Raw genomic sequence first — 25,631 nt, 5'->3', positions numbered from 1 at the left:
CGCTCGCCCCCGTCGTGACGCTTCTCGCACTCGGCTATGTTTGCTGGACGAGCTGGTCCGATCTGGAGGAGGGGGCGCCCTGGCCTGATCATGACGGCCGCGCAGATCCTGCTGTCGATCGCCTACTATTGGTTCATCCTGCGCCGACGGGGCGCCTGGAACGTTCAGATCCCGACCCTTGCGACGGAGCGCGATACATGACGATACACCTGGCCGACTACGAAGACGGCAACGACTACGACGGCAAGTACAAGTACGACCTTGCTGCGCTGCAAAAGCGGCTCGAACATATCCAGGTCGCCCACATCGTCGGTGGCACGCGCGCGATCGTGATGTTCGAAGGCTGGGACGCGGCGGGGAAGGGCGGGATCATCCAGCGCCTCTCCGCCGAATGGGACCCGCGCAACTACAAGGTCTGGCCGATCTCGGCGCCGACCGCGGACGAGAAGGCGCATCATTTCCTCTGGCGCTTCTGGAACCGTCTGCCCGCGAATGGCAACATCGCGGTGTTCGACCGCAGCTGGTACGGTCGTGTCCTGGTCGAGCGCGTCGAGGGGTTCGCCAGCGAGACCGAATGGCGCCACGGTTACGACGAGATCAACGCGTTCGAGGCGCAGCAGGTCGAGAGCGGCACGACGCTGATCAAGCTGTTCATCCACACCACGCAGAAGGAGCAGGACCGGCGACTGAGGGCGCGGCTCGACGATCCGTGGAAGCACTGGAAGACCGGGCTCGACGATTTCCACAACCGGTCGCGCCGCGAGGAGTATCTGGAGGCGATGGCCGAGATGTTCGCGCGCACCGACACCGCGACCGCGCCGTGGACCGTCATCGACGGCAACGACAAGAAGGCGGCCCGAATCGCCGCGCTGACGCTGATCGCGGACCGCCTCGAAGCGGGGGTTTCGATGGTGCCGCCACCGCTCGACCCGAAGGTCAAGCGCGTGGCGGAGAAGGCGTTAGGCCTTCGCTGACGCGTCAGGCTTTCGCGGATTTGGCCTCTGGTGCATCGGCCTGGATGAACTCGTCGTCCGCGTTGAGCAGCAGCATCTGGCCCTTGTCGATGCCGAAATAGGCACCGCGGAGCGGCCAGCGTGCCGGCGGCCTCGGCCCTTCTGACGAACGGGAAGGTGCGCAGATTGGCGATCGAGGTTCGAACGGACTCGAGTTCCATCTCACGGCCCGCCTGGTCGCTGTCGCCATACTTGGCGATGACCTTCTCGCGCGCGCCGTCGAGCAAGCTCACCCAGTCAGACACGAAGCCGCCAGCGCCATGGTCCGCGTCGGCAAAGGCCTGCGTCAGCGCGGCCTTGCAGCCGCCGCACTTCTCATGGCCCATCACGACGATCTCTTCGACCTTCAGCTGCGTAACGGCGAACTCGATGGCCGCCGACACGCCGTGATGGCCGCCACCGGTCTCGTAGGGCGGGACCAGATTGGCGACGTTGCGGACGACGAACACCTCGCCGGGGAGCGTGTCGAAGATCTGCGCGGGTTCGACGCGGCTGTCGGAACACGCGATGATCATCACCTTCGGGCTCTGGCCTTCCTGCAGTTCCTTCCAGCGCTCGCGCTGCGCTTCCCAGGGGCCGTCCTTGAAGCGGTGATAGCCTTCGATCATTTCCGGAAAGTGAGTTGGCACGGTTAGCCTTCCATATCAGTTTGCGATGCAACATGAAAAACTTGTCATGTTGAAACTGGTTCCATGATTTTATCCGGTTCGTCCGATGGTTCCAACCCGCCGACGGCGTCCGCCGCCATTGTCTCAACGGCAGGGCGGGGCTATCTGGCGTGCATGAACGACATGACCCCGATGGCTGCGCCGGTCCGTGCGCGCAAGCCCGACTGGATCCGCGTCAAGGCGCCGACCTCCGCTGGCTTCGCAAAGACGCGAGAGCTGATGCGCTCCAAAAAGCCTCACGACGGTGTGCGAAGAGGCGGCGTGCCCGAACATCGGCGAATGCTGGTCGAAGAAGCACGCCACGGTCATGATCCTAGGCGACACCTGCACGCGGGCGTGCGCGTTCTGCAACGTCAAGACCGGCATGCCGCGCGCAGTCGATCGGATGGAGCCGCAGAACGTCGCCGATGCGGCTGCGCAGATGGGGCTCAACCACATCGTCATCACCTCGGTCGATCGCGACGACCTCCCCGATGGCGGTGCGTCGCAGTTCGTGAAGGTGATCCAGGCAATTCGCGCGTCGAACCCGACGACGACGATCGAGATCCTCACGCCCGACTTCCGCAACAAGGCGCAGGCGGCGATCGAGTCGATCGTCGAGGCGCGACCCGACGTCTACAACCACAACCTCGAGACGGTGCCGCGGCTCTATCCGACGATCCGCCCGGGTGCGCGTTACTATGCGTCCTTGCGGCTGCTCGAGAGCGTTAAGAAGCACGATCCGTCGATCTTCACCAAGTCGGGCGTGATGCTCGGGCTCGGCGAGGAGCGTCTGGAGATCCATCAGGTGATGGACGACATGCGCTGCGCCGACATCGATTTCCTGACGATGGGCCAGTATCTCCAGCCGACGCCGCGCCATGCCAAGGTTGCCGAGTTCGTGCCGCCCAAGGCGTTCGACGCCTATGCCTCGATCGCCCGCGCGAAGGGCTTCCTGCTGGTCGCATCGTCGCCACTGACTCGGTCGAGCTATCATGCGGGTGACGATTTCGAACGGTTGCGCGCTAACCGTGACGCCAAGCTGGGCGTCGCGCGCATCTGATGCCGAAGCATTCGGAAACGCGCCATTTGCCCTACACGCCTGAGCAAATGTTCGACCTGGTCGCCGATGTCGGCCGCTATGCCGAGTTCCTGCCCTGGGTCAGCGCGATGCGCGTGCGCTCGAACAGCGAGACGGAAACGCTCGCAGACATGATCGTCGGCTTCAAGGGCCTGCGCGAGACGTTCACCTCGCGCGTGCAGAAGGTCCGGCCGAGCGAACTCAACGTCGATTACGTCGATGGCCCGCTCAAGTATCTGCGCAACGAATGGCATTTTCGGCCTGAACCGCAAGGCTGCGCGGTCGACTTCACCGTCGACTTCGCGTTCAAGAACCGGATGTTCGAGATGATCGCCGGGCAGGTGTTCGGCGTGGCACTCCGGAAGATGATCGGTGCGTTCGAAACGCGCGCCGCGGAGCTTTACGGGGCCGACGCGTCCGGCAACAAGAGTTCGAGCGCGCACAACGCGGCCTGAAGCCGTATCCCGCCGCGGCCGAGATCGCCAAAGTCCTTGCGATCGGCGTGGACGTCGGACGGGTCACGACCCTTCTCGGCGCGACCGAACACCACCGTGCCGACCGGCTTCTTGAGCGATCCGCCACCGGGGCCTGCCACGCCGGTTATCGCGACGGCGATATCAGCGCCCGACTGTTTGAGCGCGGCCTGCGCCATGCTCCAGGCAACCGCGATCGAGACCGCGCCGAACGTTTCCAGCACGTCCGAACTGATCTTCAGCACGCCGAGCTTGGCGGCGTTTGAATAGGTGACGAAGCCGACCTCGAACACGTCTGACGAGCCGGGGATCTCGGTAAGGGCAGCCGCGACGAGTCCGCCAGTGCAGCTCTCGGCGACCGCGACCCGGCGGCCGATCGCGCGGTTCTGCTCGACCACTTTGCGCGCGGCGTCGACGAGTTCGGCGGGAAGGATCGTATCCATCAGCGAGTCTCCACCGGGCAGAGCAGCATCGCCACCGCGGCGATATCACCGCTGCGCGACTTCTGGGATTTGAGGTACCGCAACGTCTCGACGACGATGCCCGCGGTGTTGCGCGGTGGCAAGGGCTGGAGCAGCGTCACCATCCGGTCGATCGTCCCGCAATCGCGCGTCGCGATCCGTCCGACGATCTGCGGCACCAGCAGCGTCGTCAGTAACGGTCGCGCAAACTCCGAATCGAGCATCGCGTCGACTGCGGGATCGCTGAGCTTGACGATTGCCGCGCGCGCCGCCGGCCAGGCTCGGTCGGACTCGATCTGATAGCGATCGATCAGCGCACTCGACTGCCGCCGGATGAGGCTGGCAGCGGGAAGCTGCGCGGCGCAGACACGGCCGGTTTCGCGCAGGATGTCGGGCATCGCGACAAGCGTCAGCGATTCTGGCCTCGGGCCCGGTGATGCAACGCTGTTGGGCGACCGCCGGGCTGGCAAGGAGCGCGATCGCGGCAAACGCGGCAGCGATCTTCAAAGCGGCGATCCGGGCAGGCGGATAGTTGCGACCGCCTGCGCGGCGATACCCTCACCGCGCCCGGTGAAGCCGAGCCGCTCGGTCGTGGTCGCCTTGACGCTGACCCGGTCGAGCGTCAGCTCGAGCAGGTCGGCGATCCGCGCGGTCATCGCCGCGCGGTGCGGGCCGATCTTCGGCGCCTCGCACATGATCGTCAGGTCGACGAAATCGATGCGACCGCGCTTGTCGGCGATCAGCTTGGCGGCATGCTGGAGGAACTGAGCGGAGTCGGCGCCCTTCCACTGCGGATCGCTCGGCGGGAAATGCGTGCCGATATCGCCTGCTGCGATCGTGCCTAGCAGCGCATCGGTCAGCGCGTGGAGCGCGACGTCGGCGTCGCTATGCCCCGACAAACCCTTGTCGTGCGGGATCAGGACGCCGCCGAGCCACAGCTCCTCGCCGGTTTCGAGACGGTGGACGTCGAACCCCATCGCGGTACGGGTTTCGTACGCGACACGCGCTTCGGCGGCCGCGAAATCTTCTGGGTGCGTGACTTTCTCGAGCATCGCCGAGCCCTGCACCAACGCGACGCCGACGCCAAGCCGTCGCACCATCTGCGCGTCGTCGGTCGCCTCTTCACCCGCAGGCCAGACCGCATGCGCGGCACGCAAAGCCTCCACGGCGAACGCCTGCGGTGTCTGCACCCGGTTGAGGTCCGCGCGCGGGACGATGTCGCCGAGCAGGACGCTGCCGCGGGCGAGCGTATCGGTCACCGGGAGGACGGGAATGGCCGCGTCCCTGGTCTTCAAGGTGGCGACGAGCGAATCGATGACCGCGTGCGACAGGAAGGGACGGGCGGCGTCGTGGATCAGCACGTGCGTCGCGTCGCCGACCGCCGCGAGACCGTTGGTGACCGACTCGCGCCGCGTCGGTCCGCCAACCAGGATCATCGCGTCCCCCAATGCTGTGGTCGCCAAGCCCTGCTGGCCATCTGCAACGACGACGATCGTTTCGGCGATCGCCGGATGCGTCGCGAAAGCGTCGTAGGAATAGGCGATCATCGGCCGACCGGCGATCGGCGCGAACTGCTTGGGAACCGATCCCCCGGCGCGCACGCCGGTTCCGGCCGCGACGATGATCGCGACGATACGCTGTGCCTGTGCCATCCTCGCGATCTAGCGGTTCGCTCCGACGCTCGCCAGTCTTGCGAAAAACCATCAGACGGGGTAGGGCGATGCCTCTTTTTCAGGCACATCCATGCGTAATCTTGCCCCTATCCAGATCGGTCCCGTCCGGATCGAAAGCCCCGTCGTGCTCGCGCCGATGACCGGCGTCACCGACATGCCGTTCCGCACGCTGGTGCGACGCTATGGCTCGGGCCTCAACGTCACAGAGATGGTCGCCAGCCAGGCTGCGATCCGCGAGACGCGCCAGTCGTTGCAGAAGGCGGCATGGGATCGGCTGGAGGAACCGGTGTCGATGCAGCTGATCGGCTGCACCCCGTACGAGATGGGCGAGGCGGCCAAGCTCAGCCAGGATCGCGGCGCGGCGATCATCGACATCAACATGGGCTGCCCGGTGCGCAAAGTCGTCAATGGCGATGCTGGCTCGGCGCTAATGCGCGATACAAAGCTCGCCAGCGCGATCATTGAGGCTACCGTCAAAGCCGTCGACGTGCCCGTGACGCTGAAAATGCGGATGGGCTGGTGCCACGACAGCCTCAATGCACCCGATCTCGCGCGGATCGCGGAAGACCTCGGCATCAAGCTGATCACCGTTCACGGTCGCACACGCAACCAGATGTACAAGGGCAGCGCCGACTGGGGCTTCGTCCGCAAGGTCAAGGACGCGGTCACAGTCCCGGTGATCGTCAACGGCGACATCTGCACCATCGAAGATGCCAAAGCCGCAATGGACCAGTCCGGCGCGGACGGTCTGATGATCGGTCGCGGGTCCTATGGTCGCCCGTGGGTACTCGGCCAGGTGATGGAGTGGTTCGCCACCGGCCGGCGCATCGAGGATCCGTCGATCACCGAGCAATATGACGCGATCGCAGGTCATTACGAGGCGATGCTCGAACATTACGGGATTGAGACCGGCGTGAATATGGCCCGGAAACATATCGGCTGGTACACCAAGGGCCTCCCCGGTTCGGCCGAGTTCCGCAACAAGGTGAACCAAGTGCCCGACCCCAAGCAAGTCAAGGCGATGCTGGCCGAGTTCTACGCTCCCTGGCGCGACCTTGAAGCGGCCTGATACGCCATCGCGGAATCGGCCGGGGTTCGCGGAACTCTTCGCCGCGCTGCCGGTGGCTGTGGTGGTCGTCGATCCCGACCACAAGGTCGCACATGCCAATGCGCTCGCCGAGCAACTGCTGAACCTGTCCGAACGGTTGATGATCGGACAACCGCTTGATGCGATCATCCCGCCGCCCGACGACCCGCGAAATCGTGACGGACACGCTCTCGCCGTCTACGACACCGAAATCTCGACCGCGCGCGGTGTCAAGATCCGTGCGGACTTCGCCGAGACGCAGATCGCCGACTATCCGGGCTGGCGCGCGATCACCTTGCACGCATCCGCCACCTCACGGCGGCTCGGACACTCCGCGGATCGCGCGGCTGGAGCCAGGGCTGCGGTCGGCGCCGCCGCGATGCTCGCGCACGAAATCAAGAATCCGCTGTCTGGTATCCGCGGCGCGGCGCAACTGCTCGGTGCGGGCGAACTCACCACGTTGATCGTAACCGAGGTCGATCGCATCGCCGCATTGATCGACCGCATGCAGGACTTCAGCGACACCCGGCCCTTGCCGCTCGCCAGCGAGAATATCTATCCGCTGCTCGGTCACGCCCGCCGACTTGCACTCGCCGGTTTCGCGCGCGGCATAACGATCGAGGAGCGCTTCGATCCGTCGCTCCCGCCCGCGCAGATCAACCGGGATGCGCTGCTGCAGATCGTCATAAACCTGCTGAAGAATGCCCGCGAAGCCGTTCGAAACGAACGCGAACCGCGGATCGTGATGACTACCGCTTACCGGCACGGCATCACCGTGAGTTCGGCACCCGGCAAGCCGCGCCTGCCGCTGCCGATCGAGATCTGTATCTTTGACAACGGTCCCGGCGCCCCCGCCGACATCGCCGATCACCTGTTCGACCCGTTCGTATCGGGTCGGCGCGAAGGGCAGGGGCTTGGTCTCGCGCTCGTCGACAAGCTGACCAGAGACATGGGCGGCATCGTCCAATACGACCGCGAAGGAAACCCCGAGATGACCGTCCTTCGCCTCCTGCTCCCGAGAGCGGCATCATGAGCACGGTCCTGGTTGTCGATGACGATGCGGCGATCCGGACCGTCGTCGCGCAGGCGCTTCGTCGTGCGGGGCATGAGGTCACCGTGGCCGACAGCCTCGCGCAACTCGAACGCGCGCTTGCAGCGTCGCTGCCGGACGTTCTCATCACCGACGTCATCCTCCCCGACGGCGACGGCATCGATCATGTCCGCAGCGTTGCCGCGCGGTTTCCGCTGCTCCCGATCATCGTCCTCTCGGCGCAGAACACGCTGACCACGGCGGTCCGCGCCGCCGAGGTCGGCGCATACGAATATCTACCCAAGCCGTTCGACCTCGACGTGCTGACCCGCGCGGTTGCCGGTGCGCTGGCGCGGGGCGGGATGGTCAGCGAGGATGCGCTCCACGACGCGGACCGCGCACTCCCGCTGATCGGTCGGTCGGCGGCGATGCAGGACGTCTACCGGATCATCGCGCGGGTCGTCTCGAACGATCTGACCGTGCTGATCTCGGGCGAATCGGGGACCGGCAAGGAACTCGTCGCGCGCGCGATCCATGATCTCGGCCCGCGCAGTGCAGCCCCGTTCGTCGCGATCAACATGGCCGCGATTCCGCGTGAACTGATCGAAGCCGAACTGTTCGGACATGAACGCGGCGCGTTCACCGGCGCAGCGGTGCGCAATGCCGGCCGGTTCGAGCAGGCGTCGGGCGGCACGCTGTTCCTCGACGAGATCGGCGACATGCCGATGGAAGCGCAGACCCGCCTCCTCCGCGTGCTCCAGTCGGGCGAGTTCACCAGCGTCGGTGGCGCACGGACGATCCGCGTCGACGTTCGCATCGTTGCTGCGACCAACCGCGATCTGGCGTCACAGGTCGCGACGGGGCAGTTCCGCGAAGACCTGTTCTACCGGCTCAATGTCGTCCCGATCACGTTGCCGCCCCTGCGCGAACGGCGTCAGGACATTGCGTTGCTCGCGCGGCATTTCTTGGATCACGCCGCTGCACAGGGGCCTTCCGCGGCGTCAGCTTGCCAGTGACGCCCTGGTCGCGCTTGGCGGGCATGACTGGCCGGGCAACGTTCGCGAACTCGAAAATCTCATGCGGCGTCTCGCTGTATTGTCGCGCGACGAAATCATCGACGCGGACGCGATCCGTACCATGATCGGCCGACATGCCTCGCTCACCGACCCGGTCGACCTCGATATCGGACAAGCGGTCCGCGCGATGATCGAGCGCATCGCTCACGACGATCCGGCTGCGCTCGATGACGGCACGCTCTACGACCGCGTGATCGGCGAAGTCGAACGGCCGTTGATCGAGGCGATGCTGGCGCGTCATGGTCAGAACCAGCTTCGGGCCGCGCGCGCGATGGGGATCAACCGCAATACGCTTCGCAAACGCCTCGATACGCTCGGCATCGATATCGGCGGTGCGATCGGCAGCGCCGCGCCTCGCGTAGGCGAACCGGAACGGCGGTAATTCTGTCATTATGTGGTTTCACGGCAACGGTTGACGTTGTATCGGGGCAACGATGATCGCTTCCGCGACGCTACCGATGGACGATGACGGGCCTGCACACCGGTTTGCCGTGACGCCTGCCGTAGAGGCGGTCGTGCTCGGCGTGGCGATCGCGATCGCCGTCACGAGCTACTTTATCATTACCGGCAGCGACGCACCGCAGCGCCTGATCCCGCCACCCCTGGTAGCGCTGCTGCTGGTCGCGAACCTCGTGCCCGGCATCGCGCTCCTCATGTTGCTAGGGCGACGTGTGGCCATGCGCCGTGCAGCGCGTTCGCCGATCGGCGGTGGCGGTCGCCTCCACGTTCGCCTCGTCGCTTTGTTCTCGATCGTCGCCGCTGTGCCGATGCTGCTCGTGACGATCTTCGCGTCCCTGCTGTTCCAATATGGCGTGCAATTCTGGTATTCCGATCAGGCGCGCGGTATGCTCGAAAACGCAACCGGGCTTGCTCAATCATCCTACGGACGCCAGCTCAACCGATGGCAGGAAGCCACCGTGACGATGGCCAGCGACATGTCTGCATATCTTCGCGAACGTTCGCTTCAAAGCCCGGATTTTTCGGGCTGGTTCCTTCAGCAAGTCTATTATCGCAGCCTCTCCGAGGCCGCTTTGTTCAAGCTGTCCCCTCAACGGGGAATTCAGACGCTAGCGATCGTCAACCCGTACGAGATCGACTTCACGCGCCGCGTCACGCCCGCGGCGATCGCGGAGCTACGGTCGGGTAAAAGTGCGGTCCTTTCGGTCACCGGCGATCGTATTCAGACGATCACGATGCTGCCCGGATCTGACGAGCTGTTCCTCTATGCGGGCCGCGTCGAGGATACGAAATCCCTCTCCGAACAGACCACGCGCGCCAACGACGTATTGAAAAGTTATCGATCGCTTCTGGCCAGGGCGCGCAGTCTTCAGTTGCAGTTCAATGCGGCACTGTTGTTGATTTCGTTGCTGATCGTGGGGATTGCCGTGTGGATCGCGCTGGCGGTTGCGGATCGTCTCGTCCGGCCGGTTGGCGAGCTCGTCGACGCCGCGCGCCGGGTGGCAGCCGGCGACCTGACCGCGCGCGTTCCCGATCCGCGCAGCCGCGACGAGGTCGGCACGCTCGCCAACGCGTTCAACCAGATGACCGGGCAGCTGGAGGCGCAGAACACCGAACTCGTCACTGCCAACGGCCAGCTCGAAAGCCGTCGCGCACTGATCGAGGCGGTGATGGCGGGGGTCTCCGCAGGCGTCGTCGCAACCGGACGCGAGCGGACGATCACAATTGCGAACGATTCGGCGACGACGTTGCTAGGCACCGATACTGGCGGGCTGGTCGGACGGCGCCTAGTCGATGTCGCGCCCGAGCTCGACGCGATGCTCGATGGCGGCGACCGCGAGGCGATCGTCGAAGTCGGGCAGGGGAGCGAGGTCCGTACACTCGCCGTGCGGATCGCCCGGCCGGCTACTGGCCCGATCCTGACGTTCGACGACATCACGCAGCAGCTGCTCGATCAACGCCGCGCGGCATGGTCCGACGTCGCTCGCCGGATCGCACATGAGATCAAGAACCCCCTGACACCGATCCAGCTTGCGGCCGAGCGGCTTCAACGCCGCTATGGTGGCAAGATCGAGGCGCAGGACGGCACGTTCTCGCGATTGACCGACACGATCATCCGCCAGGTCGGCGATCTTCGTCGCATGGTCGACGAGTTCTCCTCGTTCGCGCGGATGCCGAAGCCGGTGTTCCGCGAGGAATCGCTAGTCGATGCCGCGCGCCAGGCGCTGTTCCTGCATGAGGTTGCGCATCCCGCGATCAGCTTCCAACTGGTGCAGGACGATCCGGGCCTCACGTTGGTTTGCGACCGCCGCCAGATCGGTCAGGCGCTCACAAACATCGTCAAGAACGCGGTGGAAGCCATTGAGACGCGCGGTGAACCCGGCGGTTCGGTTACGATGACTTTGACGAGCGATGCCAACACGGTCGGCATCGCAGTGGCGGACACCGGCATCGGGCTACCCGCGGAGCGGGACCGGATTGTCGAACCTTATGTAACGACCCGTGCCCGTGGTACAGGCCTCGGCCTTGCCATCGTCAAGAAGATCATTGAGGAGCATTGCGGCACGATCGGCTTTTCCGATCGGCCGGGGGGCGGTACACTCGTCACCATGACCTTCGACGCCAAGGCGCTGGCCGCGCTCGACCAAGGGGCATCCGCATCCGAGTTGGCTGGGGAGGGCCGACTCGACACGATGACCCGCAACCGGACATGATTTAATGGCGCTCGATATTCTCGTCGTGGACGACGAACGTGACATTCGCGAACTCGTGGCCGGCGTCCTGGAGGACGAAGGCTATGAGACGCGCGACGCTGGCGACAGCGATTCCGCCTTGGAAGCAATCGCAGCGCGGCGTCCTTCACTGGTGCTGCTCGATGTGTGGCTGCAAGGTTCGCGTCTCGACGGCCTCGAACTGCTCGACGAGATCAAGCGGCGCGATCCGTCGATCCCGGTGCTGGTGATTTCGGGGCACGGCAATTTGGATACCGCCGTCGCCGCAATCCGCCGCGGGGCGTCCGATTTTATCGAAAAGCCGTTCGAGGCCGAACGACTGCTGTTGATGGTCGCTCGCGCGACCGAGACCGAACGGCTCCGTCGCGAGGTGGCGACACTGCGGGCTACGGTCGGCCGCGAAACCGACCTGACCGGCAGTTCGGGCTCGATCAACGGCGTTCGCGCGACCTTGAAGCGGGTCGCGGCAACCGGCAGCCGGGTCCTTATCATGGGCGCGGCGGGGGTCGGCAAGGAAGTCGCCGCCCGCCTGCTACACGGCTGGAGCCTGAGGACCGACGCGCCGTTCATCATCGTCAGTGCCGCGCGGATGACGCCCGAGCGCATGGACGAGGAGCTGTTCGGCGTCGAGGAAGCGGGCGATCTCGTCCGTCCCGGTCTGTTCGAACAGGCGCATGGTGGCACGCTGTTCCTCGACGAGATCGCCGACATGCCGATCGCGACTCAGGCGCGCATCCTCCGCGCACTCACCGACCAGAGCTTTACGCGAGTAGGCGGTACGCGGGTCGTCAAGGTCGACGTCCGCGTCGTCTCGGCAACCGCCCGCGACCTGGTGTTCGAAATCGCCGAAGGACGGTTCCGCGAGGATCTGTATTACCGGCTCAACGTCGTGCCGGTGATGATCCCGCCGCTGTCCGATCGTCGCGAGGACATCCCCGCGCTGGTCCAGCATTTCATCGCGCACTACGCATCCGAGCGCCGCGTGCCGACGCCGGAAATTGCGCCGGACGCGATGGTTGCGTTGCAATCCTACGATTGGCCGGGAAATGTCCGGCAGTTGCGCAATGTCGTCGAGCGTACGATCATTCTGGCGCCGGGAAACCGGATCGGGCGGATCGATCTCGACCTGTTGCCGGCCGAAGTTCTCGGGGACCAGGGCGATATCGGATCAGCCGGATCGACCGCGATCATGGGCTCGCCTTTGCGGGAAGCGCGCGAGACGTTCGAGCGGGAATATCTCCGGGTGCAGATCCGACGTTTCTCGGGAAATATCTCACGGACGGCCAGCTTCATCGGCATGGAGCGTTCCGCGCTTCATCGAAAATTGAAGCTGCTCGGCATCACCGAAACCCGCGAGGAATAGACGCCGTAATTTCGCCGCCCTCTGGATATAGCAGGGCGGCGATCATAGATCAGTACCGCGCCCGGTAACCGGGTGCATCTCCGACGCCGGGAAACGGCGCCTTGCGGGCAAAGTCCCGCCAAAAACAAAGAGTTATCCCATTGGCCGATAAACCAGGCTCGCTTCAGGATCTGTTCCTGAACGCACTCCGGCGCTCTAAGACGCCGGTCACCATGTTCCTCGTCAAGGGCGTAAAGCTCCAGGGCATCGTTACATGGTTCGATAATTTTTCCGTCCTGCTGCGCCGCGATGGCCAGTCGCAACTGATCTACAAGCATGCGATCTCGACGATCATGCCTGCTGGGCCCATGGACGTGTCGGCGATCGTCGATGCGGTGGGAGAAAACCAGAAGAAGCACCCGCTTTTGCAGGATATCTTCCTCAACGCCGTGCGCAAATCCGAAGACAGCGTGACGATGTTCCTGATCAATGGCGTCATGCTGCAGGGCCAGATCGCAGGCTTCGATCTGTTTTGCATGCTGCTCCAGCGCGAAGGCATGGCACAACTCGTCTACAAGCACGCTGTCTCGACGATCCAGCCGGCGCGCCCGCTGAACCTTGCCGAAGAGCCCACTGACACGGATGAAACGGACGATGACGATTGAGTAGTGGTTTCGAACGCGATCGGGACGAGTTCACCCGTGGAACACGAGCGATCGTCGTTCTCCCCGACCAGGGCGACGTCGCGCGCGACGTAGACGCTCGGCTAGAGGAAACCGCGGGCTTGGCTGCTGCGATCGGTGTCGAGGTGGTCGACCGGATTGCTTACCGCGTCCGCCAGCCAAAGCCCGCAACGCTGATCGGAAGCGGGCAGGTCGAATTGTTGGCCACCCAAGTTCGGATGGAAGAGGCGGGACTCGTCGTTTTCGATGCGAGCCTGACTCCGATCCAGCAGCGCAATCTGGAGAAAGCGCTCGAGGTGAAGGTCATCGATCGCACCGGACTGATCCTAGAGATCTTCGGCGAACGTGCCGCGACCGCCGAGGGGCGCTTGCAGGTCGAACTCGCGCATCTCGATTACCAGGCTGGCCGGCTCGTGCGGAGTTGGACGCATCTCGAACGTCAGCGCGGCGGTTTCGGCTTCCTTGGCGGTCCGGGCGAGACCCAGATCGAAGCGGATCGTCGTTTGATCCGCGACCGGATGGCGCGATTGAAGCGTGAGCTCGAGCAGGTCAGCCGCACGCGCGGACTGCACCGCGAACGGCGCCAGCGTGCGCCGTGGCCGGTAATCGCGCTGGTCGGCTACACCAATGCGGGTAAATCGACATTGTTCAATCGCGTGACTGGTGCCGATGTGATGGCGGAGGATCTGTTGTTCGCAACGCTAGATCCGACGCTACGTCAAATTCAGCTGCCCGGGCTCGACAAGGCGATCCTGTCGGACACTGTCGGCTTCGTTTCTGACCTGCCGACCCAGTTGGTCGCGGCGTTCAAAGCGACTCTGGAAGAGGTCGTGTCCGCCGATCTACTGGTCCATGTCCGTGATATCGCCCACCCGGACTCAGAGGCGCAGCGTGCCGATGTCGAGACTGTGCTGGCCGAGATCGGCGTCGACGATAATACGCCGCGGTTCGAGGTCTGGAACAAGCTCGACTTGCTTGACCCCGACGCGCACGACGAGATTGCCGGCGAAGCGGCGCGGCGCGACGACGTCGTGGCGATATCGGCGCTAAGCGGGGAAGGGGTGCCGCATCTGATCGAGCAGATCGCGGCAAAGCTGACGGGGGCGCATCGGCGCTATCGGATCACGCTCGATGCCAGCGATGGCGCGGGCGCTGCTTGGCTGCATGCGCATGGCGAAGTGTTCGGGAGTGTCGATGACGAGCTCGAGACGACATATGACGTGCGACTGTCCGATGCGGATTACGACCGGTTCACCCGCCGCGACGTTTGACCACCTGCCATAGTTCCTCCTTCTGATCGAGGGTCATGCCGGCGAACGCATCGCCGCCGAGATCTTCGATCGCCCGGAACCGCGCCTCGAACTTCAGATTGCCATCGCGTAACGCGCTTTCCGCGTCTACTCCGAGATGCCGCGCCCAGTTGGTAACCGCGAACAGCAGGTCGCCAACTTCCTCTGCAAGCTTCTCGGGAGGAGCTTCGCGAACCTCCTCGATTTCCTCGTGGACTTTCGCGAGCGGCCCGCTCGCATCCGGCCAGTCGAAGCCCACACGCCCTGCGCGTTTCTGCAACTTGTCGGCCCGAGACAGTGCCGGAAGGCCAAGGGCGACCCCCGCCAGTGCGCTGCTATCCGATTTGGCCGAACGCTCCTGCGCCTTGATCGCTTCCCATCCGGGCGACTGTTCCACGTCCCCGAATATATGCGGATGACGCCGTTCCATCTTGTCGGCAATCGAGGTCACGACGTCGGCCAGCGTGAAGGCGCCGGCTTCCTCGGCAATGCGGCTATGGAACACGACCTGAAGCAGCAGGTCGCCCAGTTCGTCCTTCAGGTCCCCGGGATCGTTCCGTTCGATCGCGTCGGCGACCTCATAGGCTTCCTCGATCGTGTAGGGTGCGATCGTCGACCAGGTCTGCACACGGTCCCAGTCGCAACCTTCGACGGGATCGCGCAACCGGGCCATGATGGCGACGAGACGTTCGATCATAGAGAAGCCTTATAGAACGGGGTTTTTGGATCCGGAACGTACGCCGAAACATCGAGGGCGCGGTACATTAACACTGGACCGTATCAGGCCGTACATCGCGCAAAAGCAGCATCGCGTCTGCGCGTTAGGTTTTCGAGCGACACCCCCGCAATATCGAAGCGGAGTTCGTGCATGTCCATGCCGGACCGGTAGCCGCCGGGCCAGACGCTGGTCAGTTCGAAGCCGCAATGCTGGAAGAACGGCGAGACCTGCGGCGAGGTGTCGACGGTGACGTAGCGCGTTCGTGGCTCGGCGCTGGTGGCGACGTGCAGCAGGCGTTCGAACAGCAGCAGCTTGCCGAGACCCGATCCGTGATGCGCGCGCGCGGCCATGCCCCCAGAAGAGCAGCGCCTTGTTGTAATGCTCCCAGATCTCGTAGCCCCCGAACGCGCCGGGGATGCCGTTGACGTCAACGACGAACGCCGGGCCATCAGGGTCGTCAAGCGTTTCCTCCAGCCATTCGCGGTCGCCCGCGCCGAAATACTCGGGGGAGGTTCGAGTCGAAGATTGCGAGGACGGCGGCGCGGTCCTTCTCCTCGTAGCGGCGGGTCAGGATTCTGGTCATGGCTGGCTCCACTGCGCGATGGTTTCGATCGCGTCGGCGGTGGAACGGCTCCAGCAGCGCGAAGTGCCTTCGAACGTCGCGGTCGCGCGGATTGGATCGGTCACGACGGTTTCGATCGACTCGGGGAGGATACGACGCGGTTCGCCGATGAGCTTCGCGTGCGCTTCCTTGATCGTCCAGCGTCGCAGCCAGGCTTGGGACTGAGCGAGGGGCGGGTAGGCGGCGAAGCGCGTCGACTTCGATCGGGGTCAGCATGTCCCATAGCGGAGCGTGGTCGTCGATGACCTCGCGGTCGACCGCGATCGGCGCGCGTGCAACGCCGATCAGGGCGTGCGCGCCGCGGCTGGAGAGGCTGAGATACCAACCGCCGGGAGCGGAAACGATCGGCGCGCCGGCCGGGCTGCGTGTGAGGCGGACATCGACGGAGTCGTCGACCAGTTTGCGGATCAGCGCGGAGGCCAGGCCCCGCCGGATCGCGCGCGCATCGCCTTGTAGGCCGGCGGCATACGGTCCGGTCTCGGCAACACTCCATGCGACTGGCGACTGACCGTCCCAGACGAGCGCGTCGAGCGGACCGTCGTGCCAGATCGGCGTCACGTCGCGACGGCGATCCGTGCGGGGCTTCCGTCCCAGCTCGTGCCGTCGGGGAGCGTCTCGCCCTTCATCACCACCGACAGGTCGCCGAGCTGCGCGTCGGCGCCGATCTCCGCGTCGTACAGCACGATCGCGAGCGAACCGATCGTCGCGCGGTCGCCGACGCGGATCGCGCCGACCTTCATCACGCGGTCCTCGAACAGATGCGTCTGCAAGCCGGCAAAATCGTTCAGCGCGACGTCGTCGCCGATATCGACGAGGTCGTGCTCGGTCAGGTCGGTGGTGTCGATGTAGCAGCGCTTGCCGATCCGCGCGCCCATCAGCCGGAGATAGAGCGCGATCCACGGCGTGCCCCGGAGTGGTTCGAGCAGGTTGGCGACCGCCAGATTCTCGTAGGTCGCGGTCACCAGTTCGGTGCGCCAGACGAACGTGCTCCAGAGCGGCGCGGTGGTGACCTTATAGCGGCCAACGACGAGCCATTTGAGCGCGAGGACGAAGATCCCACAGGCGAGGCAGAAGCCGACGTACAGAAAGGGGAAGGTCGCCGCTACGACCAGCGCACCGTTGTCGAGATCGTCGAGGTCGCCGACCACCGACAGCAGCAAGCTGAAGAACACCAGGAACGCGGTCAGCGACAGCGTGGTGCGGACCGCCTCGATCGACAGGCGCGTGGCGATCAGCGCGCGCGACGGATTGAACCGCGCGCCCTCGTCGAACATCGTGTTGACCTGGCGCACCGGCAGCTTGATCGCGGGCGAGCCGAACCAGGTGCTACCCGCCTCGGTGGCGAGCGCGGGGTCGCTCGGCGGCTTCGAGAGCACGCCGACGAGCACCTCGTCGCCGATCTGCGTCCCGCTCGGCAGCAGCGCGGAATTGCCGATGAAGCTGCGGCGGCCGATCTTCGTGTGCGCCAGTTCGATCGTGCCGTGGCCGATCCGCGCCGCGCCGAAGATCACCGAGTCCGCGATGAAACTCTCCTCGCCGATTTCGACCAGGTCGGGCACGATCGCGCTGGCGGTCGAGATTTCCGCACGCCGGCCGACCTTCACGCCGAGCGCGCGGTACCACGGCACCACGTACAGCGTCGCGAAGATCGGGTGGAGCAGGCGGAGCGCGAGGTCGTTGATCTGCTGCACGAACCAGTAGCGGACGTAGAACCCGCTGTTCAGCGCATACACCGCGGGCGCGACGCGACCGAGGATCAGGCGCTTGGCCGCCACCGTCAGCACGCACATCATCACGACATAGGTGACCGCGAGCAGCGGCGCGACCGCGACATAGGCATAGCCGCTGGTCGCCCAGTCGAGCTCGATCAGCGCGATCAGGCCGGGCGCGATCGGCAGGATCGCGACCAGCGGCAGGATCAGCGCGCACAGGAACAGACCGATCGCCGGGCCGGCGTTGCGCGAGGCTGCGGTGGCCGGGCGGCGGGTGTGCATCGCCGTCGTGCGCAGCGGGCGAGCCTGCCCAGCGCTGGCCGGCGGGGATCGTCGTGTCGGCGGGCAGCGCGGACAGGTCGTCGAGCATCGCGTCGTCGCCGAGCGCGGCGTTGCGGCCTACCACCGCCATCGACCCGACGAACGCGCCCTTGCCGAGCTTTACCGTGCCGAGGCGGAGCAATCCGCGCTCGACCGAGCTGGTCGAGAGCACCGACTGGTCGCTGATGATCGCATCGTCGTCCGCGTGGAGCAGGTCGGCGGTATCGATGATCCCGGTACCGATATGGACGTGCTCGCCGATCTTCGCGCCCATCATCCGGTAATAGCCGCGGATCATCGGCGTGCCCGCGAGATACGGCGTCGCGGTCACGCCGATGATCCGGCGGACCAGCCACCAGCGGAAATAATAGCTGCCCCAGAGCGGGTAATCGCCCGCCTTGAAGCGCCCGACGATCAGCCATTTCAGCGCGATCGACAGGGCCATCGACGCGATCGGGACGACCGTGAAGAACAGCCCGCTGAGGATCAGCGCATCGACCCGCGGCATGTCGCCGGCGAGATGCGTGTAGGCGAGATAGGGTGAGAACCACTGCAGCCCCGCCAGCGTGTAGATCGGCAGCAGCGCGAGCGTCTGCGCGGCGACGCACAGGCGCCGCTTCCACGGCGCGATATGGTGGAAGCTGCTCTCGTCGAGGATCGCGACGGGCGTGGTGCCACCGATCCGTAACGCCAGCGCGCGGATCGTCGGCGCGGCGTAGACGTCCTCGAGCGACAGCCCTTCGAGGCCGCGCACTTTTCGCGCTGCCGAAACCAACCGAGCGGCCTTCAGCGAATGGCCGCCAAGATCCTCGAACAGGTCGTCGAGCACCGAGACGGGCTGCGGTGCGAACGCCTCGGCCCAGACGCGGTGCAGGCTTTCCTCCATCGGCGTGGCGGGCGCGACAATCTCGCGGTCCGACGTCACGGTGATCTCGGGCTTGACCAGCGCCTTGCGGTCGACCTTTCCCGAGGCGGGCAGCGTCGGCATGTGCGACAGCAACTGGTAGCCCGCAGGGCGCATGTAATTGGGGGAGCCGCTCGGCGACGCGGGCCTTGAGGCCGACCATGTCGATCTCCTCGGCCGGACGCGCGATCAGGAACGCGGCGAGGAATTCGGAGCCGTCGTCGTCGGTGAAGAGCTGGACGACGGTCTGCGCGACGCCGGGCCATTCGCCGATCACCGCTTCGATCTCGGCGAGTTCGACGCGGAAGCCGCGGATCTTGACCTGCGTGTCGATCCGGCCGACGAAATCGATGTCGCCCGCCGCGTCGAGCTTCACTAGGTCGCCCGACCGGTAGATCCGCTCCGGCGCACCCGACGGGCCGTCGAACGGCGTCATGATGAACTTCTCGGCGGTCAGATCGGGGCGGTTGACGTAGCCGACGCCGACGCCCGGCCCGCCGATCACGAGTTCACCTTCCTGGCCGTCGGGGACCGGCTGGATGTGCTCGTCGACCACCCAGGCGGTGTAGCCGGGGGAGGGGGCTTGCCGATCGTGATGCGCTGGCCGGGGAACACCTCGGTCCAGGTCGCGGTGACCGACGTCTCGGTCGGGCCGTAGGTGTTGAGCAGACGAAGGCCCGGTCGCGCAAGCCGGCGTGGCAGGTCCGCCGGGCACGCTTCGCCGCCCATGTTGAGCAGGCGTAGCGTCGGCACCGGATGCTCGACCAGCGCGATCAGCGAGGGGACGACGTGCCAGATCGTCGTGTTCGCCTCGGCCAACGCGATCGCAACGTCGGGCCCGCTGGTCGCCAGTGCCTCGGTCGCGACCAGCACGACCGCACCGACGAAGAACGCGCTCCACATCGTCTCGACCGACATGTCGAACGCGAGGCTGAAGCCGCCGAACACCACGTCGGCAGGGGGTGAGGTCGAGGATCGCGCTTTCCGAGCGGACCAGGTGGCAGGCATTGCCGTGCGAGATCATCACGCCCTTGGGCCGGCCGGTCGTGCCCGAGGTGTAGATGATGTAGGCGAGGTCCTGCGGCGTTGCCTGCGTGACGTCGCGGCCGATCGGTTCGGACGGCTCGGCCGCGAGATCGCCCAGCGCGGCGTCGAGCGCGAGCGTTTTCCCCTTCAGGTTGGCGACGCGGCTGGCGACGGTGATCGTCAGCGCGGCTTCGCTGTCCTCGACGATGAAGTCGATGCGGTCCTGCGGGTAGCCCCAGTCGACCGGCACATAGGCGGCACCCGCGCGCAGCACGCCGAGGATCGCCATATACTGGTCGAGCCCGCGCGGCAGGCACAGCACGACACGATCGCCGCGGCCGATCCCCATCGCGCGCAGGCGGTGCGCGAGAGCTAAGCTGCGCGTGGCGAGGTCGGTATAGCTCCAGGTGGTCTTGCGGTCGTATTCCTCGTCTGCGCCGATCAGCCGCAGCGCGATCCCGTCGGGATGCAGCGCGCGCGTGGCGTCGAAGATCTCGTGCAGCAGTTCATCACGGGCGTAGGGCTCTGCGGCCCGCAACGCAGGGGCGGGGGCGATCGACGGGTAAGGCGTCCTTGCTAAAATGGCGGTATCGGAAGGGCTTACCGGCGGGTCTTGCTGCATACTCAAGCCTTAGACGATGTCGAACGCCATTTGCTACTCGTCATCGGCGTGCAGGAAAACCTTCGAAATTTTCCGCCCGGCGCGGATCGAGGGCATGGCCAGACAAGGCTTGCAGCGCCTTCGGTGCTGACTTACACCCCTACTACACCTTCGTCGGGAATCTTCACATGCGCGCCTCATGCCTCATTGGTTTCACCGCTCTCCTGCTGTCGTCGACCGCGCATGCAAGTCCGAAGGCGATGACGGAAGCGCCCGCCAAGGCGGCGATCGTACCCGATGCGAACGCACCGAACGGGCGTCTGTCCGATGCGGCGATACCCAAGGCGTATCGCCTCGACTTCACCATTTTGCCCGAGGATGACCGGTTTTCGGGACATGACGAGATCGACGTCACGCTGAAGGCTGCGACAAAATCTCTGTATGTCCACGGGCGCGACCTGAAGATTGGCAAGGCGGTCGCGATGGTAGGTGGCAAGGCTACCCCGGCGATCTTCACGCAGGTCGATCAGAGTGGCACGGCGCGGCTGGACTTCGCGAATGTCCTGCCTGCCGGCGCGGCCACGCTGGCATTCGATTATACGGGCAGTTTCGGAGACAGCGCTTCAGGGCTGTTCCACGTCAAGGTCGGCGATGCCTGGTACAGCTGGACGCAGTTCGAAAGCATCGATGCACGCGCTGCGTTTCCGGGGTTCGACGAGCCTGGCTTCAAGACGCCGTTCACCGTGTCCGTCACGACGCATCCAGGTCTGGTCGTGATCGGCAACGCGCCGAAGGTGTCCGTCACGAAGGTCGCCGGGGGAATGGAGAAGCATCAGCTCGCGGTTACCAAGCCATTGCCCACGTATCTCGTTGCGTTCGATACGGGGCCGTTCGTTCACCAGGCCGGGACGATCCCGGCGACCCCCGAACGGTCAACGCCGATGCCGTATGGCGCCGTCGCGACGCACGCGCAGAAGGACAAGATGGGCTATGTGATGGCGGAGACGCCACGCATCGTGTCCCTGCTCGAGCAATATTTCGGAGAGCCGTTCCCGTTCCCCAAGCTCGACCAGATCGGCACGCCGATCATGCCGGGCGCGATGGAAAACGCGGGCGCGGACACCTATGGCGACGGCATCATCTTCCTCTCGCCCGGCGCGACGACGTCCGACAAGCAGGCGTTCGGGATGATCGTCGCGCACGAGCTATCGCACCAATGGTTCGGCGACCTCGTCACGCCCGCGTGGTGGGACGACATCTGGCTGAACGAAAGCTTCGCCAACTGGATGGGCTATCGCATCGGCAACGCATGGCGGCCCGAGCTCAACATCGGCGTCGGCGCGCTGGATGAGGGCTTCGGCACGATGAACACCGATGCGCTGGAGGTCGGACGCCCAATCCACCAGCCGATCACCGACAACGGCCAGATCGATTCCGCGTTCGACGGCATAACCTACGGAAAGGGCGGGCAGGTGGTCGCGATGATCGCCGCCTATCTCGGCGACGAGAAGTTTAAGGCGGGGGTCCGCCTTCACCTCAAGCGTCACGCGTATGGCAACGCGACATCCGAGCAGTTCTTTCAGTCGATCTCGGATGCGGCGAAGGATCCGCGCGTGCTGTCCGCGCTGAAATCGTTCGTCGATCAGCAGGGCGTTCCGGTCATCGACGTCCGGCGGCAGGGTAACGGCATCGTCGCGTCCCAGTCGCGCTATGCCTTCCTGGGATCGTCTCCGCCGCCATTGAGCTGGACGATCCCGTTCTGCGTTCGGGTCGGCGCGGCGAAGCAATGCACGCTGCTCGACAAGACCACGACGTCGATCGCCGCGCCCGCTTCAGGGGGTGATCATGCCGAACGTCGGTGGTGCGGGCTATTACCGTTTCGACATGGCACCGGCGGATTGGCAGGCGTTGATCGCGGCTTCGGGCACGTTGTCCCCGGGCGAGGCGCTCGCCACCACCGATAGCCTGTGGGCCGCGTTCCGCGCTGGCAAGGCACCGGCTGCATGGCTGTTCGCGGAAGCGCGTGCAGTCGCGGCAAATCCGGACTCGACTGCCAGCATCGACGGCGGCCGGCGAATTGCCGGGTTGCGCTCGCGCGGGCTGATCTCGGCCGCTTCACTGCCCGCCTACCGCGCGCTGTTAGCCTCGATCTACACACCGCGCCTGACCGCGCTGGGGTTCAACCCGGCAGCCGGCGCCTATGCAAAGGATGATCCAGGTCGGCAGAACCTGCGCCACGAACTGGTCAATCTCGTCGCGGACGATGCGCGCGATCCCGCCGTCCGCAACAAACTGAAGTCAGCGGGGGAAAAATACCTGGCGGGCGACACCGCGGCGCTCGACTCCGGCTTTCTCGGAGCTGCGCTGACCGTGGTGGCAGAGGAGGGGCGGTCTGCCTGCTGCGAAGATGCTGGTCGACAAGGCGTTATCGAGCGAGGACCCGGGCTTCCGCCAGGCTGCTCTCGGCGCCGCTGCGTCCAGTGGGCGGCCCGACGCCGCCAATTATCTCCTGTCGCTCGAAGACAAGCGGATGCGGAGCTATGACAGGATCGGGCTGATCTTCGGCGTCGCCGGCAATGCGGGAACGCGCGATCTCGGCATCGACTGGATCCTGGCGAACTACGACAAGCTTCTCGCCGGTGGCGACGGCATCTTCATCACCAGCCGCCTGCCGCAGGCGCTCGCGGTCCAGTGCGGTGCCGATCAGGCGGACCGGATCGATGCAAAGGTCGGCGCCTCGATCCGCAAGGCTAACGTCGGGTTGCTAAATTATCAGCGCACGCTGGAGAGTATTCGCCACTGCGGTGTATTGCGGCAGGCGAAGTCCGCGGAGATCGACACAGCGCTTGCCAACGCGAAGTAGCGCGCAAGGAGGGAGGCTGAGGCAGCGCGACATGGCGCTGCCTCAGCCTCTTCATACGCCGGACGATACCTTCGATACGGTATCGTGCCGAATCGGTGGCGCCATCATTGGCAGCGTTCACCGTTGAACCGCATACGCTGAGCCAGGGATGAGCGCTCATGACGAGCAGAGCGTCGTCATTATACGTAAGCTGCTTGGCTACCGAGATGCCTAGGAGCACCTCGGAATCAACCGATATGCTTGAGGTTTCAAGTTGAAGTGCGACACGACATACCGCCGGGTAGCAGCAGGGGCAGCGTGTAGCCATCCCAACAGCGCAACGGTGCCCCTGCTGATGCGATAGTCTCGCGGCTCCTGCGACCTTGGACCCGCTGCGCAAGAAGCGGGCTCACTCACAGCGCGGGTGACGGCTTGCGCGCAGCCTGGTCGAACGTTCAGGTGTAACCACCCAACAGTTATCTAAGCTGGTTCAGCTGCTTCTGGATAATGTGCGCAAGATCAAGTGCCTCATTGGATATCTGACCAGCCTGTCGCAAGCAAGGAGACATCAGACTGTGACTAAAAATGTGGGGCCCCTGCTAAGTCAGTGTGTCTGCTTTCTTTGTCGTTGTACCCGATTACTAACCGCCAATAGTAACTGCTGCCGATAATGCAATCTGTTCGGCAAGTATCTCGCGGGGCGTACGGTAGCCGAGGCATTTGCGTGGAGTATTATTGAGCCGAGCGACTAACCGGTCGATGTCAGCTTCTGGGATGCGAGCGATGTCGGTGTCCAATGGCAAGAAGCGCCTTACCCGGCCATTACTATTTTCAACGCTACCCTTTTGCCAAGGTGCTGACGGCTGACAAAAGTACGCGGTCATTCCAAGCGTATCTCGCAATCGAGCGTACGCCGCGAACTCGGTGCCTCGGTCGAACGTGATGGTGCGCCGGAGGGAAGGGGGAGATGATGGAGGCGTCGCTCTATGCCCCCTATGACTCCGGCAGAGTGGCGGCTGGGGTTCGACGTCAGGACCGTGAAGCGGCTACGCCGCTCGATGAGGGAAGTAAGGTTCGCTGTGCCATGCTGCAATTTGAAGGCGATGAGATCGCCTTCCCAGTGGCCGAAGTCCAAGCGACTTGCTACCTCCGCTGGTCGCGCTGCAATTGTGTTAGCTAGTGGAATGTTCACTCCGCGGGGCCGACGAGCATAACGGCGCCGGCGTTTTTTTCGGCCGGTCGGTAGGAGGCGCGCTAACTCCATGTTGCGGCCCATGGGGCTATAGACGAACTGATAAATCGTCTCGTGGCTAATCTGGAGGCTATCTTCGTGCCTGTGCCGAAGGTAACCGGCAATTTGTTCTGGAGACCAGGCTTCTATCAGCCGTTCGATGACATACGAAGCCAGTTCAGCATTTTTGCTGATTTTACTACCCTTAGTTCGTCGAGCGGCAGCTTTGTCCTGCGCTGTAACTGGGAAATATCCGCGGAACATTGGCTCGTTGTCGAAATGCTGGTTCCGTTTCAGCTCACGATAGATTGTCGAAGCATGCCGCCCGAGCTCGATTGCCGCTTGCCGCGGGCTTCTGCCGCTGGTGATAAGCCGGTATAGCTTGCGACGTTCTTCCAGATCGAGATGCTGGTAGTTACCCATGTGCGACCTCTAAGCGGGTAGAACCCGCGTATAAGCTGACTTTTCGCACTTCAAATTAGAATCCGCCGCTCCACACAATATAAGATCGATAATATACATTATGTTAAATTCAAGATGGTGATGGCGAGAGGATCAGCGTCTTTTCGACGACCCGCCATGAACTCAGCCGCGACAGAAAATTCATGCCGAGGATGTCCGTCTCTTCGAAGGCCGGCGACGTCACGATTCCCAGGTCGGTCATGACGATATTTCCGACGGCTACGCGTTTCGCGGTCGCCGACTGTGCCGTGACCTGGCCGTTGGCAGTTGAAAGAATTACGGGAAACGGACTTTCGCTCAGGTCCAGGCCGGCCGCCTTTGCGGTCTGCGTCGACAATGCGGTCGTTGTGGCGCCGCTATCGATCAGCATGCGTCGACCGACCCCGTTGATCTCCACGTTCGCCCAGAAATGACCGTCGTCAGCCATGCGTATGCGGGTTTCCGTTCCGCTGACCTGTTGGTCGTCGAACATCGCAATGACATCGGACAGTCGATCGCGTTGGCTCGCAATCAGGGAGACCGACGGCGAAGATGCCTACCCATGCCAGCGCCATCTTGAGCATCGGCTTGACGGCGCTTCGCCTAGCAACCAGCGCCGACAGCGGCAGGATCAGCATCACGGCGTACAGCGCGAACTGGGCTGCACG

At 64.5% G+C, this 25,631-nt stretch carries 21 protein-coding genes and 6 pseudogenes; 14 read left to right on the top strand and 13 right to left on the bottom strand.

Translation table 11 applies throughout. The features are described from left to right. Positions 1–197 precede the first annotated feature (197 nt). The gene (locus NHF48_RS05235; RefSeq protein ID WP_253072344.1) at positions 198–974 is read left to right on the top strand and encodes a polyphosphate kinase 2 family protein; all 777 of its coding nucleotides are present in this window, start codon (positions 198–200) and stop codon (positions 972–974) included. 4 nt (positions 975–978) lie between these two features. On the opposite strand, the pseudogene NHF48_RS05230 reads toward NHF48_RS05235, so the two are convergent. Further along, a pseudogene (locus NHF48_RS05230) lies at positions 979–1,621 on the bottom strand (carbonic anhydrase). 174 nt (positions 1,622–1,795) lie between these two features. On the opposite strand from NHF48_RS05230, the pseudogene lipA reads away from it, so the two are divergent. Both lipA and NHF48_RS05220 read left to right on the top strand, forming a co-directional pair. Beyond that, positions 1,796–2,723, top strand: a pseudogene (gene lipA / locus NHF48_RS05225) (lipoyl synthase). Further along, positions 2,723–3,196, top strand: a complete 474-nt coding sequence (locus NHF48_RS05220) for a type II toxin-antitoxin system RatA family toxin (RefSeq protein ID WP_253070493.1) — start codon at positions 2,723–2,725, stop codon at positions 3,194–3,196. Before lipA ends, NHF48_RS05220 begins: the two are co-directional and overlap by 1 nt. Here the strand turns inward: NHF48_RS05220 and NHF48_RS05215 are convergent. The 3 genes from NHF48_RS05215 to NHF48_RS05205 form a co-directional block, all read right to left on the bottom strand. Then, positions 3,142–3,657, bottom strand: a complete 516-nt coding sequence (locus NHF48_RS05215; RefSeq protein WP_056048893.1) for a CinA family protein — start codon at positions 3,655–3,657, stop codon at positions 3,142–3,144. The genes NHF48_RS05220 and NHF48_RS05215 overlap by 55 nt on opposite strands. Next, positions 3,657–4,073: a hypothetical protein gene (locus tag NHF48_RS05210; RefSeq protein WP_253070492.1), complete on the bottom strand. Its 417-nt coding sequence runs from the start codon at positions 4,071–4,073 to the stop codon at positions 3,657–3,659. Before NHF48_RS05210 ends, NHF48_RS05215 begins: the two co-directional genes overlap by 1 nt. Before the next feature lie 105 nt (positions 4,074–4,178). Further along, positions 4,179–5,327 carry a bifunctional 2-C-methyl-D-erythritol 4-phosphate cytidylyltransferase/2-C-methyl-D-erythritol 2,4-cyclodiphosphate synthase gene (locus NHF48_RS05205; RefSeq protein ID WP_253070491.1) on the bottom strand — a complete coding sequence of 383 codons (1,149 nt, stop codon included), beginning with the start codon at positions 5,325–5,327 and terminating at the stop codon, positions 4,179–4,181. Positions 5,328–5,418: 91 nt separating this feature from the next. On the opposite strand from NHF48_RS05205, the gene dusB reads away from it, so the two are divergent. The 7 genes and pseudogenes from dusB to hflX all read left to right on the top strand — a co-directional run bounded on the left by dusB (position 5,419) and on the right by hflX (position 14,527). Next, positions 5,419–6,417, top strand: coding sequence for a tRNA dihydrouridine synthase DusB (gene dusB, locus NHF48_RS05200; protein WP_253070490.1), 999 nt, complete (start codon positions 5,419–5,421; stop codon positions 6,415–6,417). After that, the gene (locus tag NHF48_RS05195; protein WP_253070489.1) at positions 6,404–7,468 is read left to right on the top strand and encodes a two-component system sensor histidine kinase NtrB; all 1,065 of its coding nucleotides are present in this window, start codon (positions 6,404–6,406) and stop codon (positions 7,466–7,468) included. Before dusB ends, NHF48_RS05195 begins: the two co-directional genes overlap by 14 nt. Then, positions 7,465–8,923: pseudogene (ntrC, locus tag NHF48_RS05190) on the top strand (nitrogen regulation protein NR(I)). The gene NHF48_RS05195 and the pseudogene ntrC overlap by 4 nt, the downstream one beginning before the upstream one ends. Positions 8,924–8,975: 52 nt before the next feature. Further along, a complete protein-coding gene (locus NHF48_RS05185) occupies positions 8,976–11,213 on the top strand; it encodes a sensor histidine kinase (protein ID WP_253070488.1) in 2,238 nt (745 codons plus the stop codon). Between the two features lie 4 nt (positions 11,214–11,217). After that, positions 11,218–12,594 carry a nitrogen assimilation response regulator NtrX gene (ntrX, locus tag NHF48_RS05180; RefSeq protein WP_253070487.1) on the top strand — a complete coding sequence of 459 codons (1,377 nt, stop codon included), beginning with the start codon at positions 11,218–11,220 and terminating at the stop codon, positions 12,592–12,594. A gap of 101 nt (positions 12,595–12,695) precedes the next feature. Continuing rightward, a complete protein-coding gene (gene hfq, locus NHF48_RS05175) occupies positions 12,696–13,238 on the top strand; it encodes an RNA chaperone Hfq (protein ID WP_082441049.1) in 543 nt (180 codons plus the stop codon). Continuing rightward, complete coding sequence (gene hflX / locus NHF48_RS05170) at positions 13,235–14,527, top strand: GTPase HflX (protein WP_253070486.1); 1,293 nt, start codon at positions 13,235–13,237, stop codon at positions 14,525–14,527. Before hfq ends, hflX begins: the two co-directional genes overlap by 4 nt. Here hflX and mazG read toward each other — a convergent pair. From mazG to NHF48_RS05145, 5 genes and pseudogenes are all read right to left on the bottom strand, one after another. After that, positions 14,508–15,242, bottom strand: a complete 735-nt coding sequence (gene mazG / locus NHF48_RS05165; RefSeq protein WP_253070485.1) for a nucleoside triphosphate pyrophosphohydrolase — start codon at positions 15,240–15,242, stop codon at positions 14,508–14,510. The genes hflX and mazG overlap by 20 nt on opposite strands. A gap of 83 nt (positions 15,243–15,325) precedes the next feature. Further along, positions 15,326–15,613 (bottom strand): GNAT family N-acetyltransferase, encoded by a 288-nt coding sequence (locus tag NHF48_RS05160; RefSeq protein WP_253070484.1) that lies wholly within the window; start codon positions 15,611–15,613, stop codon positions 15,326–15,328. 107 nt (positions 15,614–15,720) lie between these two features. Beyond that, entirely contained in the window at positions 15,721–16,443 is a 723-nt protein-coding gene (locus NHF48_RS25780; RefSeq protein WP_446741108.1) for a hypothetical protein, read from the bottom strand. Next, a complete protein-coding gene (locus NHF48_RS05150) occupies positions 16,440–17,879 on the bottom strand; it encodes a Pls/PosA family non-ribosomal peptide synthetase (protein WP_253070483.1) in 1,440 nt (479 codons plus the stop codon). Before NHF48_RS05150 ends, NHF48_RS25780 begins: the two co-directional genes overlap by 4 nt. Positions 17,880–18,663: 784 nt before the next feature. Beyond that, positions 18,664–18,804 (bottom strand): annotated as a pseudogene (locus NHF48_RS05145) (phosphopantetheine-binding protein); the annotation flags it as partial. Positions 18,805–18,943: 139 nt separating this feature from the next. Here NHF48_RS05145 and NHF48_RS05140 point away from each other — a divergent pair. Continuing rightward, positions 18,944–19,201, top strand: coding sequence for a hypothetical protein (locus tag NHF48_RS05140; protein ID WP_253072525.1), 258 nt, complete (start codon positions 18,944–18,946; stop codon positions 19,199–19,201). Positions 19,202–19,323: 122 nt separating this feature from the next. Here the strand turns inward: NHF48_RS05140 and NHF48_RS05130 are convergent, their stop codons facing one another. Together NHF48_RS05130 and NHF48_RS05125 are read right to left on the bottom strand one after the other, a co-directional pair. Beyond that, positions 19,324–19,740: an AMP-binding protein gene (locus NHF48_RS05130; protein ID WP_263817020.1), complete on the bottom strand. Its 417-nt coding sequence runs from the start codon at positions 19,738–19,740 to the stop codon at positions 19,324–19,326. A gap of 127 nt (positions 19,741–19,867) precedes the next feature. Continuing rightward, positions 19,868–20,470: pseudogene (locus NHF48_RS05125) on the bottom strand (AMP-binding protein); the annotation flags it as partial. Positions 20,471–20,637: 167 nt separating this feature from the next. On the opposite strand from NHF48_RS05125, the gene NHF48_RS05120 reads away from it, so the two are divergent. Genes NHF48_RS05120 through NHF48_RS05110 form a run of 3 tightly spaced genes read left to right on the top strand, consistent with a single transcriptional unit; the run spans position 20,638 to position 23,312 of the window. Next, a complete protein-coding gene (locus NHF48_RS05120) occupies positions 20,638–22,413 on the top strand; it encodes a M1 family metallopeptidase (protein WP_253070482.1) in 1,776 nt (591 codons plus the stop codon). After that, positions 22,334–22,993, top strand: a complete 660-nt coding sequence (locus tag NHF48_RS05115) for an ERAP1-like C-terminal domain-containing protein (protein ID WP_263816731.1) — start codon at positions 22,334–22,336, stop codon at positions 22,991–22,993. Before NHF48_RS05120 ends, NHF48_RS05115 begins: the two co-directional genes overlap by 80 nt. After that, on the top strand, positions 22,980–23,312 hold the full coding sequence (locus tag NHF48_RS05110) for a hypothetical protein (protein ID WP_253070480.1): 333 nt from the start codon (positions 22,980–22,982) through the stop codon (positions 23,310–23,312). Before NHF48_RS05115 ends, NHF48_RS05110 begins: the two co-directional genes overlap by 14 nt. Positions 23,313–23,932: 620 nt before the next feature. Here NHF48_RS05110 and NHF48_RS05105 read toward each other — a convergent pair. Then, a pseudogene (locus tag NHF48_RS05105) lies at positions 23,933–24,945 on the bottom strand (IS30 family transposase). 109 nt (positions 24,946–25,054) lie between these two features. Further along, positions 25,055–25,456 (bottom strand): retropepsin-like aspartic protease family protein, encoded by a 402-nt coding sequence (locus NHF48_RS05100; RefSeq protein ID WP_253070479.1) that lies wholly within the window; start codon positions 25,454–25,456, stop codon positions 25,055–25,057. Positions 25,457–25,631 lie beyond the last annotated feature (175 nt).

The sequence above is a fragment of the Sphingomonas sp. H160509 genome (assembly GCF_024124765.2).
Classification (GTDB): Bacteria; Pseudomonadota; Alphaproteobacteria; order Sphingomonadales; family Sphingomonadaceae; genus Sphingomonas.
This window is presented reverse-complemented; position numbering and strand designations above follow the sequence as displayed.